Here is a 13,697-nt window from a genome sequence, read left to right on the forward strand (position 1 = left end):
CTTGCATGAACTGTCGCGAAAATTTTATCTAACTATGAAATATTTCCGCAACGCCCACCTCTTGCGGTCCCGAAGGCGGCGCGCGGCACGGTGGCCGAAGCGCGCCGCGTTGCAGCATCGAGGCGCAATGCCTATAGTTCCGCCCCAGCACCCCGCAGCCTGTCCCCAGACCGTCCCCACACCGCTCAAGGAGCACTGGCGTGCCGCAAAAGACCGGCAATCCCTGGACCGTCCTGACGACCAAGCCGATCTACGAGAATCCGTGGATGCGGGTGGTGGAGCACGACGTGCTGACCCCGCTCGGCACCCCCGGCATCTACGGCGTCATGCACGCCCAGAATCTGGCGACCGGGGTGCTTCCCATCGACGACCAGGGCCGCGTCACGCTGGTCGGCCAGTACCGCTTCCCCTTGGAGCAGTACAGTTGGGAAATCCCGGAGGGCGGCGGCAAGAAGGGCGTCGAACCGGTGGAGTCGGCCAAGCGGGAGCTGCTGGAGGAGACCGGCCAGACCGCCCGCCACTGGCTTCCAATCCTGACCATGCATCTGTCCAACAGCATCACCGACGAGACCGCCCATTGCTTTCTCGCCTGGGGGATCGAGCAGGGGCAGGCCGAACCGGAGGAGACCGAGGTCCTGCAACTGCGCCACGTCCCCTTCGCGGAGGCCTACGCCATGGTCAAGCGCGGGGAGATCACCGACGCCATCGCGGTGGCCTGCCTGCTGAGGGTCCGCCTGATGGCGCTCGACGGCGACCTGCCCGAGGACGTCACCCGCCTGATCCTGGGCTGAGGGGCGGAGAGATCATGCAGGCTGTCGCCATCGACTTCGAAACCGCCAACGAATCGCGGACCAGCGCCTGCTCCATCGGGGTCGCCTGGATCGAGGACGGGCGCGTGGTGGAGACGGAAGAGCATCTGATCCGCCCGCGGGAGATGCGCTTCAACCCCTTCAACACCGCCGTCCATGGGCTGCGGGCGGAAGACGTCGCCGGCGCGCCGGAATTCCCGGAGGTCTGGCACCGCTTCGCGCGTCGGCTGGATGGCCGGCTGGTGCTGGCCCACAACGCCTCCTTCGACATCAGCGTGCTGCGCCACACGCTGGACGATTACGGGCTGGTGTGGCCGGCCTGCAGCTACCTCTGCACGGTGGTGCTGGCGCGCAGGGCGTGGCCGCAACTGGCCGCGCACAAGCTGAATTATCTGGCCGACCATCTGGGGATCGCGCTCGACCACCACCGCGCCGGCAGCGACGCCGAGGCCTGCGGGCGCATCGCGCTCGCCGCCACCAGCGTTCTGGGGCTGGAGCGGCTGGCCGACATCGCCGCGGCCACCGGCATCACGTTCGGGCAGCTGGCGCCGGGCGGCTACAGCCCCTGCAAGGGCGGCAACCCGCCGCGGCGGCGCAAGCTGGTGCCGGTGGTCTAAAGGGAAGCGTGTGGGGCAAGTGCTTCACACGCCACTCCGCTCCGGAAACAGCCCCGCCAACCCTTCCGCGCTTGCAGGACACACGCCGCGCTCGGTCACCAGACCGGTCACCAGACGGGCTGGGGTCACGTCGAAGCCGTAATTGACCGCCGGGCTGCCGGCCGGGGTGACGCGGATGGTCTCGATCCGCCCGTCGGCGGTGATGCCGGTCAGCTCGGTCACCTCGCGGGAGTCGCGCTCCTCAATGGGGATGTCCTTCACCCCGTCCGCCATGCCCCAGTCGATGGTCGGCGAGGGCAGCGCGACATAGAAGGGCACGCCGTTGTCGTGGGCGGCCAGAGCCTTGAGGTAGGTGCCGATCTTGTTGCAGACATCGCCGGTCGCCGTGGTGCGGTCGGTGCCGACGATGCACAGATCCACCATGCCGTGCTGCATCAGATGGCCGCCGGTGTTGTCCACCACCACCGTGTGGGGCACGCCGTGGCGGTTCAGTTCCCAGGCGGTCAGGCTGGCGCCCTGGTTGCGCGGGCGCGTCTCGTCCACCCAGACATGCAGGCGGATGCCCTCCTCGAAGGCGACATAGACCGGGGCGAGCGCCGTGCCCCAATCGACGGTGGCGAGCCAGCCGGCGTTGCAGTGGGTCAGCACGTTCACCGCCTCGCCCGGGGCCTTGCGGCGGGCGGCCTCGCGAATCAGGGCGGCGCCGTGCTCGCCGATGGCGCGGTTGATGGCGACATCCTCGTCGCAGACCGTGGCGGCTTCGGCGTAGGCGGCCTCGGCGCGGGCGGCGGGCGGCAGCGGAGCCAGACGGGCGCGCATCCGCTCCAGCGCCCAGCGCAGGTTGACCGCGGTCGGGCGGGTGGCGAGCAGCCGCGCGCCGGCTTCCTCAAGCGCGGCATCGGACGGGTCGGCCCGCATGGCCAGCGCGACGCCGTAGGCGGCGGTCGCCCCGATCAGCGGCGCCCCGCGCACCAGCATGGCGCGGATGGCGTGGGCGGCTTCCTCCAGGTCGGTCAGCCGCGCGACGGCGAAATCATGCGGCATCCGTGTCTGGTCGATGATCTTCACAGACCAGCCGTCCTGCGCCAGCCAGATGGTGCGGTAGGCCGTGCCGTCGATCTTCATACGCCATACTCCCCGCGCTCGATGCTGCTTCGGCCTTTCGGCCCGGTGCGACAATAGGGGGTGGCGCGGCGCGGTTCAACGGGCGTACCCAGGGAACAGGAGCCTGCAAAAAAGTGTTGGTCCGCCACGAAAGCCACGACCTTCGATGCTCAACGGCCTCTCTCCCATGCCCCTGCGCGCCTTGCGATCCAAAGGTTCCCCACTGCTCTACCGGATGCCGGGGTCGGCGCTGGTCCTGATGGTCTGCGCGGTGGCGCTGCTGCTGACGCTCGGGCTGTCGGCCAGCTTCGCGCTGCGCGACCGGGCGGCGGCCCTGCAGCACGCCCAGGACACAGCCGGCAACGCGAGCCTGCTGGTCGCGGAGCACGCGGCCCGGCTGGTGGAGACCAGCGACCTGATCCTGAAGCAGGCGGTCCAGCTCGCCGGACCGGCGGACGCCCCGCTGCCCAACGACCGGGCGGGCTGGGAGCGCTACGCGGCGCTGGTGCGGGGCACGCCCTATCTGGTGTCGATCTGGCTGTTCGACGCCGAGGGGAACGCCGTCCTGACCACCCGCCGCTTTCCCACCCCGGCGATGAACGTCGCCGACCGCGACTATTTCGTGGCCCAGCGGGCCGGCGGCAGCGAGGCGGGCGGCCATCTCTTCATCACCGCGCTGGACAACAGCCGCTACAGCCAGGAGCCGCTGATCCTCCTCTCGCGCCCGCTGGCCGCCGCACCGGGGCAATTCCGCGGCGTGGCCCTGGTCGCCGTCTCGCCGCGCTACGTCCGCGACATCTACAAGAGCTTCGACTTCGACTACGCCCGCTCCATCACCCTGCGCCGCGCCGACGGCACGGTGCTGCTGCACGAGACCCAGGGGCCGGACGCCACCGACAGCGCGTTGGCGGAGGCCGCCGGGGAGCCGGAAATCTCCGCGCTGCGCCGGGTGGACAGTGTACCCGTGACCGCCGAGGTGGCCATCCCGGTGAGCAGCGTCATGGATCGCTGGCACGGGCAGCTCTGGACCTACATCTCCTACGCGCTGGCGGCCTTGGCCGCCGTGGCGGTGATCGGCGGGATGGCCCTTCAGCGCGCCCGGCGGGAGCGGCAGGCGGAGAACGCGCTCCAGCACGCCTACGACACGCTGGAGGAACGGGTCCTGCAGCGCACGGCGGAGCTGGCGCAGACCAACGCCCAGCTCGAAACGGTGGTGACCGACAAGGAGGTTTTGCTGAAGGAGGTTCAGCACCGGGTGAAGAACAACCTTCAGGTTATCTGCAGCCTGTTGCGCCTTCAGGCCGCCCGCATCGACGAGCCGGCCCGCCGCGCCTTCGACGAGAGCCTGCGCCGCATCCAGTGCATGAGCCTGATGCAGGAGCTTCTCTACCGCTCCGACCAGCCGGCGCGCATCGACTTCGCCGACTATCTGCGCCAGCTCTGCGACGGGCTGGTCCGCTCGACCAACCCGACCGGGGCGCGGCTGACGGTGAACGCCCCCCAGCCCTGGAGCCTCGACGTCGATCAGGCCACCCCGCTCGCCCTGATCGCCAGCGAGCTGGTGTCCAACGCGCTGCTCCACGCCTTCCCCCTCGGCCATCCCGGCACGGTGAGCGTGGAGCTGCTGCCGGAGGGGAGCGAGGGCATGCGGATGGTGGTGCGCGACGACGGCACCGGCCTGCCGCCCGATCCGTCCGCCGCGCAAAGCCGCGCGAACGACAAGCGCCAGAGCGGGCTGGGGCTGGTTCTGGTCCGGGCGCTGGCCCAGCAGGCCGGGGCGGCGGTGACCATCGACCGCCAGCCGGACGGTGGACCGGGCACCCGCTTCATCGTGTCGGTGCCGACCCTCGCCAAGACGCAGACGAAAGCCGCCTGAAAGGGGTCAGCCTGAAGTGGGCCGCCCGAGGAGCCATCAGGGCCGCGGCGGCTCCAGGCGCAGATAGACCATGGCGGAAGCGAGCGCGCTGGCGTAGGCGTCCTCCCCGGCGCGCGGCGGCAGGTCGAGATCGCGCAGGATGCTGTCCAGCCGCAGATCGACCGCGTATTTGCCGGGCGCCTTGGCCTTGCGGCCGTAATACAGGCTGGACACCTCGATGCGCTGGTTCGGCAGCGCCATGCCGACCATCGGCTGCACCAACCGGTCGAGAAGCCCCACGGTGAAATCCAGGTAGTACCCGACCAGCGGCCGGTTGCCGATGAAGGCCAGCAGGCGGGACAGTGCGGGCTCCGCCGGTTCGGTGGGCCAGAAGGACAGGATCAGGCGCTGGCTGGTCAGGACGCGGCCGCCGCGGATGCGCAGCGCCGCGACGCCGCGCAGATCCGCCGTGGCCGCATCGAAGGAGGTGGCCTCGCAATGGATCGCCACCCGCTCCCCGGTCTCCTCCCCGGACAGCAGCAGGGCTCGATCGGGATGTTCGGGCATCGCCGGAACGGACGGCGCTCCCCCGTTGGCCACCACGCTGGCAATGGTCTCGGTCGGCATGCCGCCTCCTCTCCCCGCGCGCCCGGCGGGTCAATGGTTCAGGTGGAAGTGGTAGGCGAGCAGTTCCTTGAACTTCTTCACCAGCGCCAGACAATCCTTGAACTGGTCGCGGTCGAGCTTGCCCAAGGTCTCCGTACGGACGAGGTTGTCGGTCTGGGTGCCGGACACGCTGGCGTCCAGCCCGGCCTTCAGCCGCAGCGTGGACAGGAAGGTGAAGGCGTCGGCCAGTTCGCCCGCCATGCCGCGGTCGAAAACGCCCTGGTCGGCGAGCGCCCAGATGCGTTCGGTCGTGTTGGTCTCCGCCATGTGCTTCTCCAGCGCCAGCGCGCGGACGCCATGGACGATGGGGAAGATGCCGGCCTTCTTGATGTCCACCGCCTCATTGCGGCGCCGCTCGAACAGGCCGCCGAACAGACCCGACGGCGTGTCGAACGCGAGCGCCGGGCGGGCGAAGGCGGTGAAGAACATCTGGTTGTCCTGAAGCCGGCCCAGCAGGTAGCCCTTCGCCTCGGCCAGCAGGGCGGCGTCCCCGGCCACCGCCGCCGCGTCGTAGAAGATGGCGAGGTTCATCTGCGCCGCTTCGTCGGGCCGGTGGATCCAGTGGAAGAGGGAATCCTTGTACAGCGCCAGCGGACGCGTCCAGTCCGGGTTGGACACCATGATGCGCCCCGGGCAGGGCGGGTAGCCGAACTCGACCAGATGGCGGGTGAAGGCGTCGGTCACCTGCGACAGGGATGGGCAGTCGTAGCCGTCGCGCAGGATCAGACCGTTGTCCTGGTCGGTCTTCAGAAGCTGCTCGCCACGCCCCTCGCTGCCCATCACGATCAGGCAGGAGTTGGCCAGCAGGTCGGGCGGCGCCAGCAGTTCGAACAGGCGGCGGAAGATCTTGCGGTTCAGCTCGGTCACGAGGTCAGCGATGAAGGACACCTTGACGCCCGTGCCGTGCAGCGTGCGGATCAGCCCGACGATGTCCTGGCTGGCCCGGCCCAGATCCTCCGGCGTGGCGGCGCGGTCGACCTTGAGCGCGACGACCTGGGAATGGTTGGACAGGACGGCCAGCAGGTCGGTCTGCTCCAGCAGGCCGGCGACCGCGCCCTGCTCGGTGATGACCAGACGGCGCACCGAATGCTTGGTCATCAGGATCAGCGCGTTGAACAGCAGGTCGTCGCGATCCAGAGCCAGCAGCTCGTAGCGGGCGAGCGGCCCCACCGGGCTGTCCACGGGCCGCCCCTCCAGCACCACAAGGTCGCGCAGATCGGTGCCGGTCAGGATGCCGACGCGCCCCCCCTTTTTCGGATCGCCATCCCGGACCAGCACGCTGCTCGCCTGGTTCCGCTTCATCGCCGCCGCCGCGTCGCGCAGGGACGCCCCGGCCTCGACGAAGACCGGCGGGTGCAGATAGGCCTGCCGGATGCGCGCCATCGTCAGCGCGGCGGTTTCGCGGTTGGATCGCTCGTTGGCCAGCGCGCTCAGCCGGTCGGCGAACGCCTGCTGGATCACCGCGCCGAAGGCGGCGTTCTCGTGCGCCAGTTCGAGAAGGATCGGACGCGGCACCAGATCGCACAGCGTGTCCTCCGCCGCGACGAAGCTGCGCGCCTGCCCGTCGGAGAACAGCGCCTGGAGGTCGAAGCTGTCGTGGGCGCCGTGCACCGCCACCACCTCGCCGCCCCGGCGTTCGTGGACCAGCCCCTGCCGCACCACAAACAGGCAATCCGCCGGCTCGTCCCGGCTCAGGATCACGCCGTCCCGGGGGTAGACGCCGAGGTCGAGCGCGGCGGCGAGCCGCTGCCGCTGCTCCGGCGTCAGGCGGTCGAAGGGGGAGACGGAGAAATCGAAAGCGTCGGACAAAATCCGCTCCACGAACCAGCGGGTGAATAAAAAAGGCGCCCCAAGACCGTGGTCTTGAGGCGCCTTGAAGATTACACCAGCCCCTTCATCTGCGGAAGGTGGGTGCGACCATTCGCATTAGTGAGCGGAAGCCCCTTCGGCGCCCAAACCGGTCTGCGACCGGATGTACTGGGCCTTGTAAGCCTCGCGCTCGTCCTGCGCCGCCTTGCTGTTGTCGGTGATCGAGAAGAACCAGATCGCCAGGAACGACAGCGGGATGGTGAAGGCGCCCGGGTTGTCGTACGGGAAGATGGCGGCCGGGTTGCCCAGCACCGACTTCCACACGGTCGGACCCAGGATCAGCAGCGTCACCGAGGACACCAGGCCGATCCAGCCGCCGAGAACGGCGCCGCGGGTGGTCATCCGGCCCCAGAACATCGACATCAGCAGAACCGGGAAGTTCGCCGAGGCCGCGATCACGAAGGCGAGGCCGACCATGAAGGCCACGTTCTGGTTCTCGAAGGCGATGCCGAGGAAGATCGAGACGATGCCGATGACCACCGTGGTGATCTTCGACACGCGGATCTCGTCATGCTCCGACGCACGGCCCTTGGCGATCACCGAGGCGTACAGATCGTGCGACACGGCCGAGGCGCCGGCCAGCGTCAGGCCCGCGACCACCGCGAGGATGGTGGCGAAGGCCACCGCCGAGATGAAGCCGAAGAACAGGTCGCCGCCCACCGCGTGCGCGGTGTGGATGGCCGCCATGTTGGAGCCGCCGATGATCATCGCCGGGTTGGGCTTGCCGCCCGCCGCCGCCAGCTTGGCCGCGTCGAGGAACGGATAGGCGCCGGTGGCGTCCGGGGCCAGCAGCAGCACGATGGCGCCGAAGCCGATGATGAAGGTCAGGATGTAGAAGTAGCCGATGAAGCCGGTCGCGTAGAACACCGACTTGCGGGCCTCGCGGGCGTCCGACACCGTGAAGAAGCGCATCAGGATGTGCGGCAGGCCGGCGGTGCCGAACATCAGCGCCATGCCCAGCGAGATCGCCGAGACCGGATCGGTGATGAGGGCGCCCGGCGCCATGATGCCGGTCGCCTTCGGGTGGACCTGCGTGGCCGTGGCGAACATCGCCTCCGGGCTGAAGCCGAACTTGGCGAGCACCGCGAAGGCCATGAAGGAAGCGCCCGACAGCAGCAGCACGGCCTTGATGATCTGCACCCAGGTGGTGGCGAGCATGCCGCCGAAGGTCACGTAGGCGATCATCAGGACGCCGACGATCACCACCGCCCACATGTAGTCGAGGCCGAACAGCAGCTGGATCAGCTTGCCGGCGCCGACCATCTGGGCGATCAGGTAGAAGGTCACCGTGGCGAGCGAGCCGCAGGCGGCCATCGTGCGCATCGGGGTCTGCTGGAAGCGGTAGGAGGCCACGTCGGCGAAGGTGTACTTGCCGAGGTTGCGCAGGCGCTCAGCGACCAGGAACAGGATGATCGGCCAGCCGACCAGCCAGCCCACCGAGAAGATCAGGCCGTCGAAGCCGGAGGTGTAGACGAGGCCGGCGATGCCGAGGAAGGACGCCGCCGACATGTAGTCGCCGGCGATGGCGAGGCCGTTCTGGAAGCCGGTGATGCCGCCGCCGGCGGCGTAGAAGTCCTTCGCCGACTTCGTGCGGCGCGCCGCCCAGTAGGTGATGCCGAGCGTGGCCAGCACGAAGATCAGGAACATGACGATCGCCGAGAAGTTCGTCGCCTGCTTCTGAACCGCGCCTTCGACCGCCGCCGCGTGCACCGACGCGGGGATGAGCGCGCCGGCCGCAACGGCCGCGACGCCCACACGATTGACCAGCGAACGCATCACTTCGACTCCTCCATGATCTGCCGGTTCAGCTCATCGAACTCGCCGTTCGCCCGATGCACGTAGATGCCGGTCAGGATGAAGGCGGAGATGATGGTGAAGAGGCCGACGGGGATACCCCAGGTGGTCACGCCATTGCCGATCGGGGTACCCAGAAACCCCTTGCCGAACGCGACCAGCAGGATGAAGCCGAAGTAGATGACGAGCATGGCGATCGAAAGCGTCCACGCGAATGCGCTACGCTTCTGCACCAGCTCCTGAAACTTGGGATTCGCGAGAATCCTCTGAGCGTTTTCTTTCATAGTGCGTCCCCTCGCGAGTGCCGAGCGATTTTTGCAAGGTCATATTAGACACTCGGGCCATATGGTCTTTGTAACGAACTATCCCGTCAACAACTTTGATGCAGGCCAACCGCTAAAAAGCGGCTTGACGCAGCCCGCGGCCGTTGTTCCGGAGGTTCGTTCACAAACCCATGGCAGCGAAAGGGCAAGGGGTGCACGAAATATTGTGAAGCGTGGGCTTAAGAATTGGTGCGCGGAAGCCAAGGTATGCGACCAAAAGTCACACCTTCCTCCTTCAACTCCTCCGCTTCCTTGTCGGTGGCCTCGCCATAGATTCCGCGCGGATCGGTTTCGCCATAATGGATGCGCCGCGCCTCTTCCGCGAAACGGTCCCCGACGTAATCGCAATTCGTTTCAACCGTGCGGCGAACTTCCGTCAATTGACGCATAACCTCCGCCGCGAAGCGCTCGCGCAGTTCTGCCGGCACGGAGGGCGTTGCGGACGCGGGGGGAGCCGTGGGCACCGTTGCAGCGCCGCCTGCCTCTGCGGGCACCGCTTCCGGCGCACCGCCGTCCCGGGGAGCCTCATCCCTGGAGCGCCCGTTTTTGGCGATGCGCGGGGCCATGGGGGCCTTGGTGATGTGCGTGTCGCCGCAGACCGGGCAGGCGATGGCCTTGGCGGCGGCCTGCGTCTCGTAGGCGTCGCCGTTGCGGAACCAGGCTTCGAACCGGTGGTCGGCCGTGCATTTCAGAACGAAGAGGATCATGTCCCCGTCGGATGCTCCACAATGAGAAGAACGGATGGTCATGATATACGGTCGGTGACCGGTTGCCAGTTCAGCACGACGCCGGCGTCGCGGTCAAACACACGTCATGAAAGAGCGGAAGGATCCGTCCCTTGTCCACACCGTCCCCCGCCGGATCGCCCCATTCCGCGATCAGCCCGCCGTCCCCCTGGGTTGCGCGCTTCGCGCCGCTGGTGCGCACGGGCGGCCCGGTGCTCGACCTCGCCTGCGGGTCGGGGCGGCACCTGCGGCTGTTCCAGGCGCGCAACCACCCGGTGGTCGGGCTGGACCGCGACCTGCGTGGGGTGGCCGACCTGTCCGGGACGGCGGGGGTGGAACTGGTGGAGGCCGATCTGGAGAGTGGAGCGCCGGTGCCGCTGCTGCGCGACCGCCGCTTCGCCGCGATCGTGGTGACCAACTACCTGCACCGCCCGCTGTTCCCCGCCATCCTCGACGCGTTGGAACCCGGCGGCCTTCTCCTTTATGAGACCTTCGCCCTGGGCAACGCCCGCTTCGGCCGCCCCGCCTCCCCCGCCTTCCTGCTGCGCAGCGGCGAGCTTCTGGAGGTGGCGTGCGGGCGTCTGCAGGTCGTCGCCTACGAGCATGGCGAGGTCGCCTCGCCCAAGGCCGCGGTCGTTCAGCGGCTGTGCGCGGTCAAGGATCTGGAGGCCGGAAGCGGCCTGGACGGCGACCCGGAGCCCCGCCCCCTGCCCGCCTGACGGCCGCTCAGAAGCCGACCCGCTCCAGCGTGAAGGTCCGGTCGTGGGTAAGGGCCGGCACCATGCGGCGGGCCTCCTCGACGCGGGCCATGTCCAGCTCCGCCAGGACGAAGCCCACCGCCTCCTCGGCGTCGGCCAGCACCTCGCCCCAGGGGGCGACGATCAGGGAATGGCCGTAGGTCAGCCGTCCCTGGTCGTGGCTGCCGGTCTGGGCCGGGGCCAGGACGAAGCAGCCCGTCTCGATGGCGCGGGCGCGCAGCAGCGTGTGCCAGTGCGCCCGGGTCGGCACGGTGAAGGCCGCCGGCACCGTCAGGATCGACGCCCCCGCCTGGGCCAGCGCCCGGTAGAGATAGGCGAAGCGCAGGTCGTAGCAGACGGTCATCCCCACCCCGGCCCCAGGGCGTGGCGGCCAGGACCGCGCGGTCGCCGGGCCGGAAGGTCGCGGATTCGCGGTAGCTCTCCCCGCCCTTCAGGTCGACGTCGAACATGTGGAGCTTGTCGTAATGGGCGACGACCCGCCCCTTGGCGTCGAACAGGCAACTGCGGTTGGCCACCCGACCGTCGTCGAGCAGGACACCCAGCGTCCCGGCGAGCAGCCAAGCCCCGGTCTCCCGCGCCAGATCGGCGAAGAAGGGGATGGCCGGATGCTCGTCGGCCGTCTTCACCCGCTCCAGCACCTTGGCCCGGCCCTGGACGATCATGCTGACATTCTCGGGCAGGGCGATGAAGTCCGCTCCGGCGTCGCGCGCCCGGCGGACCAGATCGCCCGCCGCCTGAAGGTTCGGAAGGATTTCCGTGCCAGCGTTGACCTGGACGCAGGCGGCCTTCAGGACGCCGCTCATCCCCCGATTCCCAGGATCGGATCGAGCTTGCCGGCACGGTCCAGCGCGTGGATGTCATCGGAGCCGCCGTAGGGCTTGCCGTCGATGAAGACCTGCGGCACGGTCATGCGCCCCTCGGCCCGCTGCACCATCTCCTCGCGGCGGCCCGGATGCATGTAGAGGTCGATCTCCTCATACGCCACCCCCTTGCTGTCGAGCAGGCGCTTGGCGCGCGAGCAATAGGGGCAGAAGGGCGTGGTGTAGATGACGACGTCGGCCATGCGGAGGGCTCCTTGGCTGTTTTGAACGGTTATAAGATCAACCGCCGCACCGCGTCACCCGTTACGTTTTCATGGCTCACACCCACGGCTCACGTCTTGACGACGCGCGCCAGGGTCAGTGCGTCCACCCGCTCCGCCCCCGCGCGCAGCAGAACCCGCGCGCATTCCGACAGGGTCGCCCCGGTGGTCAGCACGTCGTCCACCAGGACGATGCGCTTTCCCGCCACCCGCGGCTCCAGCCCCGGCCGGACCGCGAAGGCTCCCTTGACGTTCCGCCGCCGCCCCGAGCGGTCGAGCCCGCCCTGCGACGGGGTGGACCGGCGGCGGATCAGCAGGTCGGGAATCACCGGACGCCCGGCCTGCCGGCCCGCCGCCTGGGCGAGCAGGGCCGCCTGGTTGTAGCGGCGCCGGAACAGCCGAAGGCGGTGCAGCGGCACCGGGGCCAGCAGGTCGGCGTCGGCCAGCAGTTCCGCCCCGGCGCGGGCCATCCAGGCGCCGTAGGCCACGGCGGCGTGGATGCGGTCGCCATGCTTGAAGCCGAGGACCAGCGGGCGGCTGCCGTCGTCGTAGGCCAGGACGGCGCGGGCACGGGCGAAGACCGGAACCTCCGCAATGCAGGCGCCGCACAGCGGCTCCCCCTCCAGCGCGAAGTCGAAGGGCGTGCCGCAACAAGCGCAGAGTGGAGGTGCGATGAAGGTCAGGCCGCTCCAGCACGGCGCGCAGAGGCCGCCCTGCCGGTCGGTCCACCGCCCCGCCGCAGCACAGGCAGCGCGGCGGCAGCAGCGCGTGTCGAGAATTCCCGCCAGAACCCTGGTCGCCAGCCGCTGCGGAAGGGCCATGGCGGCGCGCCCCTCAGTTCAGGCCGGCGATGCGGTCGAAGATCACGAAGGTGTAGTCGCGCAGCGCGATGTAGATTGCCGGCCCGGTGATGAACAGAAGCGCCAGCGTCGCGAAGATCTTCAGATCCTGCTGCAGCGTCGATTCGTTGATGTTGGTCGCCTGCTGGAAGATGGTCATCAGCATGCCGAGCACCGTGGTGACGACGAGGACCGGGGTGGTGATCTTGATGATGACGATCAGCGCCTCATAGGTGGCGCCGATGGCTTCCTCGATGCCCATGGCCAAGCTCCCGCGAGTTCGGGGCCGACCATAGCACAGTGCCGCCCTTTCGCCGATGGTTGTAGCCCGCCAGGGCTGGGCTATATTGCGGGCATGACCACGCCCGACAGCATGACCGTCTTCGACCGCGCGCTCGTCCGCCGCCGCCGCGACCGCGCCGTCCCCGCCTTCGCCGAACACGCCTTCCTGTTCGAGGAGGTCGCCGAACGCCTCGTCGACCGGCTGGAGGACGTGGCCCGACCCTTTCCCACCGTGCTCGACCTCGGCGCCCACGACGGGGTGATGGGGCGGACGCTGCGTGGACGCAAGGGCGTCGAGACGCTGGTCGCCTGCGACCTCTCCCCCGGCTTCGCCCGGCGGGCCGGTCCGTTTGCCGTCGCCGCCGACGAGGAGCTCCTGCCCTTCGTGCCGGAGACCTTCGACCTCGTGGTCAGCAACCTCAGCCTCCACTGGGTCAACGACCTGCCCGGCGCGCTGGTCCAGGTGCGGCAGGCGCTGAAGCCCGACGGCTTCTTCTGCGCGGCCATGCTGGGCGGGGAAACGCTGCTGGAGCTGCGCCGCTGCCTGTACGAGGCGGAGATGGAAGTGGCCGGCGGCGTGTCGCCCCGCGTGTCGCCCTTCGCGGAGATCCGCGACGTCGGCGGCCTGATGCAGCGCGCCGGGTTCGCCCTGCCGGTGGTGGACAGCGACGTCATCACCGTCACCTACAGCGACGCCTTCCGCCTGATGCGCGACCTGCGCGGCATGGGCGAAACCAACGCCGTCCTCGCCCGCCGCAAGGTGCCGGCCACCCGCGCCCTGCTGTTCGACGCCGCCCGCCGCTACGCCGAGCGCTACGCCGAGCCGGACGGCCGCATCGAGGCGACCTTCCAGATCCTTTACCTCGCCGGCTGGTCGCCGCACGAGAGCCAGCAGCAGCCGCTCAAGCCCGGCTGCGGCGAGGTCCCGCTGGGCGAGGCGCTGAAGGGATCGGCGGAAAAGCTTCGGTGATCCGG

Annotated in this window: 14 protein-coding genes and 1 pseudogene; 5 read left to right on the forward strand and 10 right to left on the reverse strand. The window is 69.1% G+C overall.

Going from position 1 to position 13,697, the window contains the following annotated elements; all coding sequences use genetic code 11:
* The first annotated feature begins 200 nt into the window (after window positions 1-200).
* Both H1Q64_RS03440 and H1Q64_RS03445 read left to right on the forward strand, forming a co-directional pair.
* Window positions 201-791, forward strand: a complete 591-nt coding sequence (locus H1Q64_RS03440) for an NUDIX domain-containing protein (protein WP_237904387.1) — start codon at window positions 201-203, stop codon at window positions 789-791.
* Between the two features lie 14 nt (window positions 792-805).
* The gene (locus H1Q64_RS03445; RefSeq protein WP_237904388.1) at window positions 806-1,426 is read left to right on the forward strand and encodes a 3'-5' exonuclease; all 621 of its coding nucleotides are present in this window, start codon (window positions 806-808) and stop codon (window positions 1,424-1,426) included.
* Between the two features lie 24 nt (window positions 1,427-1,450).
* On the opposite strand, the gene mtnA is transcribed toward H1Q64_RS03445, so the two are convergent.
* On the reverse strand, window positions 1,451-2,551 hold the full coding sequence (mtnA, locus tag H1Q64_RS03450) for an S-methyl-5-thioribose-1-phosphate isomerase (RefSeq protein WP_237904389.1): 1,101 nt from the start codon (window positions 2,549-2,551) through the stop codon (window positions 1,451-1,453).
* A gap of 166 nt (window positions 2,552-2,717) precedes the next feature.
* Here mtnA and H1Q64_RS03455 point away from each other — a divergent pair, with 166 nt between their 5' ends.
* Entirely contained in the window at window positions 2,718-4,406 is a 1,689-nt protein-coding gene (locus H1Q64_RS03455) for a sensor histidine kinase (RefSeq protein ID WP_237904390.1), read from the forward strand.
* A 36-nt stretch (window positions 4,407-4,442) separates the two neighbouring features.
* Here H1Q64_RS03455 and H1Q64_RS03460 read toward each other — a convergent pair whose 3' ends face one another.
* The 5 genes from H1Q64_RS03460 to H1Q64_RS03480 all read right to left on the reverse strand — a co-directional run bounded on the left by H1Q64_RS03460 (window position 4,443) and on the right by H1Q64_RS03480 (window position 9,744).
* The gene (locus H1Q64_RS03460) at window positions 4,443-5,012 is read right to left on the reverse strand and encodes a DNA polymerase III (protein ID WP_237904391.1); all 570 of its coding nucleotides are present in this window, start codon (window positions 5,010-5,012) and stop codon (window positions 4,443-4,445) included.
* A gap of 30 nt (window positions 5,013-5,042) precedes the next feature.
* On the reverse strand, window positions 5,043-6,860 hold the full coding sequence (locus H1Q64_RS03465) for a putative nucleotidyltransferase substrate binding domain-containing protein (protein ID WP_237904392.1): 1,818 nt from the start codon (window positions 6,858-6,860) through the stop codon (window positions 5,043-5,045).
* A 117-nt stretch (window positions 6,861-6,977) separates the two neighbouring features.
* Window positions 6,978-8,696 carry a cation acetate symporter gene (locus H1Q64_RS03470; RefSeq protein WP_237904393.1) on the reverse strand — a complete coding sequence of 573 codons (1,719 nt, stop codon included), beginning with the start codon at window positions 8,694-8,696 and terminating at the stop codon, window positions 6,978-6,980.
* Window positions 8,696-8,998 carry a DUF485 domain-containing protein gene (locus H1Q64_RS03475; protein WP_109070658.1) on the reverse strand — a complete coding sequence of 101 codons (303 nt, stop codon included), beginning with the start codon at window positions 8,996-8,998 and terminating at the stop codon, window positions 8,696-8,698. The genes H1Q64_RS03470 and H1Q64_RS03475 overlap by 1 nt, the downstream gene beginning before the upstream one ends.
* Window positions 8,999-9,216: 218 nt before the next feature.
* Window positions 9,217-9,744, reverse strand: coding sequence for a DUF1178 family protein (locus tag H1Q64_RS03480; RefSeq protein ID WP_237904394.1), 528 nt, complete (start codon window positions 9,742-9,744; stop codon window positions 9,217-9,219).
* A 131-nt stretch (window positions 9,745-9,875) separates the two neighbouring features.
* Between H1Q64_RS03480 and H1Q64_RS03485 the strand changes: the two genes are divergently transcribed.
* The gene (locus tag H1Q64_RS03485) at window positions 9,876-10,481 is read left to right on the forward strand and encodes a class I SAM-dependent methyltransferase (protein ID WP_237904395.1); all 606 of its coding nucleotides are present in this window, start codon (window positions 9,876-9,878) and stop codon (window positions 10,479-10,481) included.
* Window positions 10,482-10,488: 7 nt separating this feature from the next.
* Here H1Q64_RS03485 and H1Q64_RS03490 read toward each other — a convergent pair.
* The 4 genes and pseudogenes from H1Q64_RS03490 to H1Q64_RS03505 form a co-directional block, all read right to left on the reverse strand.
* A pseudogene (locus H1Q64_RS03490) lies at window positions 10,489-11,323 on the reverse strand (carbon-nitrogen hydrolase family protein).
* Window positions 11,320-11,583, reverse strand: a complete 264-nt coding sequence (grxC, locus tag H1Q64_RS03495; RefSeq protein ID WP_114859043.1) for a glutaredoxin 3 — start codon at window positions 11,581-11,583, stop codon at window positions 11,320-11,322. Before grxC ends, H1Q64_RS03490 begins: the two are co-directional and overlap by 4 nt.
* Before the next feature lie 89 nt (window positions 11,584-11,672).
* Window positions 11,673-12,422, reverse strand: a complete 750-nt coding sequence (locus H1Q64_RS03500) for a ComF family protein (RefSeq protein WP_237904396.1) — start codon at window positions 12,420-12,422, stop codon at window positions 11,673-11,675.
* 13 nt (window positions 12,423-12,435) lie between these two features.
* Window positions 12,436-12,702: a flagellar biosynthetic protein FliQ gene (locus tag H1Q64_RS03505; protein ID WP_145701156.1), complete on the reverse strand. Its 267-nt coding sequence runs from the start codon at window positions 12,700-12,702 to the stop codon at window positions 12,436-12,438.
* Between the two features lie 93 nt (window positions 12,703-12,795).
* On the opposite strand from H1Q64_RS03505, the gene H1Q64_RS03510 reads away from it, so the two are divergent.
* On the forward strand, window positions 12,796-13,692 hold the full coding sequence (locus H1Q64_RS03510) for a methyltransferase domain-containing protein (RefSeq protein ID WP_237904397.1): 897 nt from the start codon (window positions 12,796-12,798) through the stop codon (window positions 13,690-13,692).
* The last annotated feature ends 5 nt before the right edge of the window (window positions 13,693-13,697 follow it).

This window comes from Azospirillum brasilense (assembly GCF_022023855.1).
GTDB classification, from domain to species: Bacteria; Pseudomonadota; Alphaproteobacteria; order Azospirillales; family Azospirillaceae; genus Azospirillum; species Azospirillum brasilense_F.

Bases quoted from the DNA above. Each gene is read 5' to 3' on its own strand.
- H1Q64_RS03480 (WP_237904394.1), bottom strand. From the start codon at position 9,744: ATGATCCTCTTCGTTCTGAAATGCACGGCCGACCACCGGTTCGAAGCC.
- H1Q64_RS03470 (WP_237904393.1), bottom strand. From the start codon at position 8,696: ATGCGTTCGCTGGTCAATCGTGTGGGCGTCGCGGCCGTTGCGGCCGGC.
- H1Q64_RS03475 (WP_109070658.1), bottom strand. From the start codon at position 8,998: ATGAAAGAAAACGCTCAGAGGATTCTCGCGAATCCCAAGTTTCAGGAG.
- mtnA (WP_237904389.1), bottom strand. From the start codon at position 2,551: ATGAAGATCGACGGCACGGCCTACCGCACCATCTGGCTGGCGCAGGAC.
- H1Q64_RS03500 (WP_237904396.1), bottom strand. From the start codon at position 12,422: ATGGCCCTTCCGCAGCGGCTGGCGACCAGGGTTCTGGCGGGAATTCTC.
- H1Q64_RS03505 (WP_145701156.1), bottom strand. From the start codon at position 12,702: ATGGGCATCGAGGAAGCCATCGGCGCCACCTATGAGGCGCTGATCGTC.
- H1Q64_RS03510 (WP_237904397.1), top strand. From the start codon at position 12,796: ATGACCACGCCCGACAGCATGACCGTCTTCGACCGCGCGCTCGTCCGC.
- H1Q64_RS03445 (WP_237904388.1), top strand. From the start codon at position 806: ATGCAGGCTGTCGCCATCGACTTCGAAACCGCCAACGAATCGCGGACC.
- H1Q64_RS03460 (WP_237904391.1), bottom strand. From the start codon at position 5,012: ATGCCGACCGAGACCATTGCCAGCGTGGTGGCCAACGGGGGAGCGCCG.
- H1Q64_RS03455 (WP_237904390.1), top strand. From the start codon at position 2,718: ATGCCCCTGCGCGCCTTGCGATCCAAAGGTTCCCCACTGCTCTACCGG.
- grxC (WP_114859043.1), bottom strand. From the start codon at position 11,583: ATGGCCGACGTCGTCATCTACACCACGCCCTTCTGCCCCTATTGCTCG.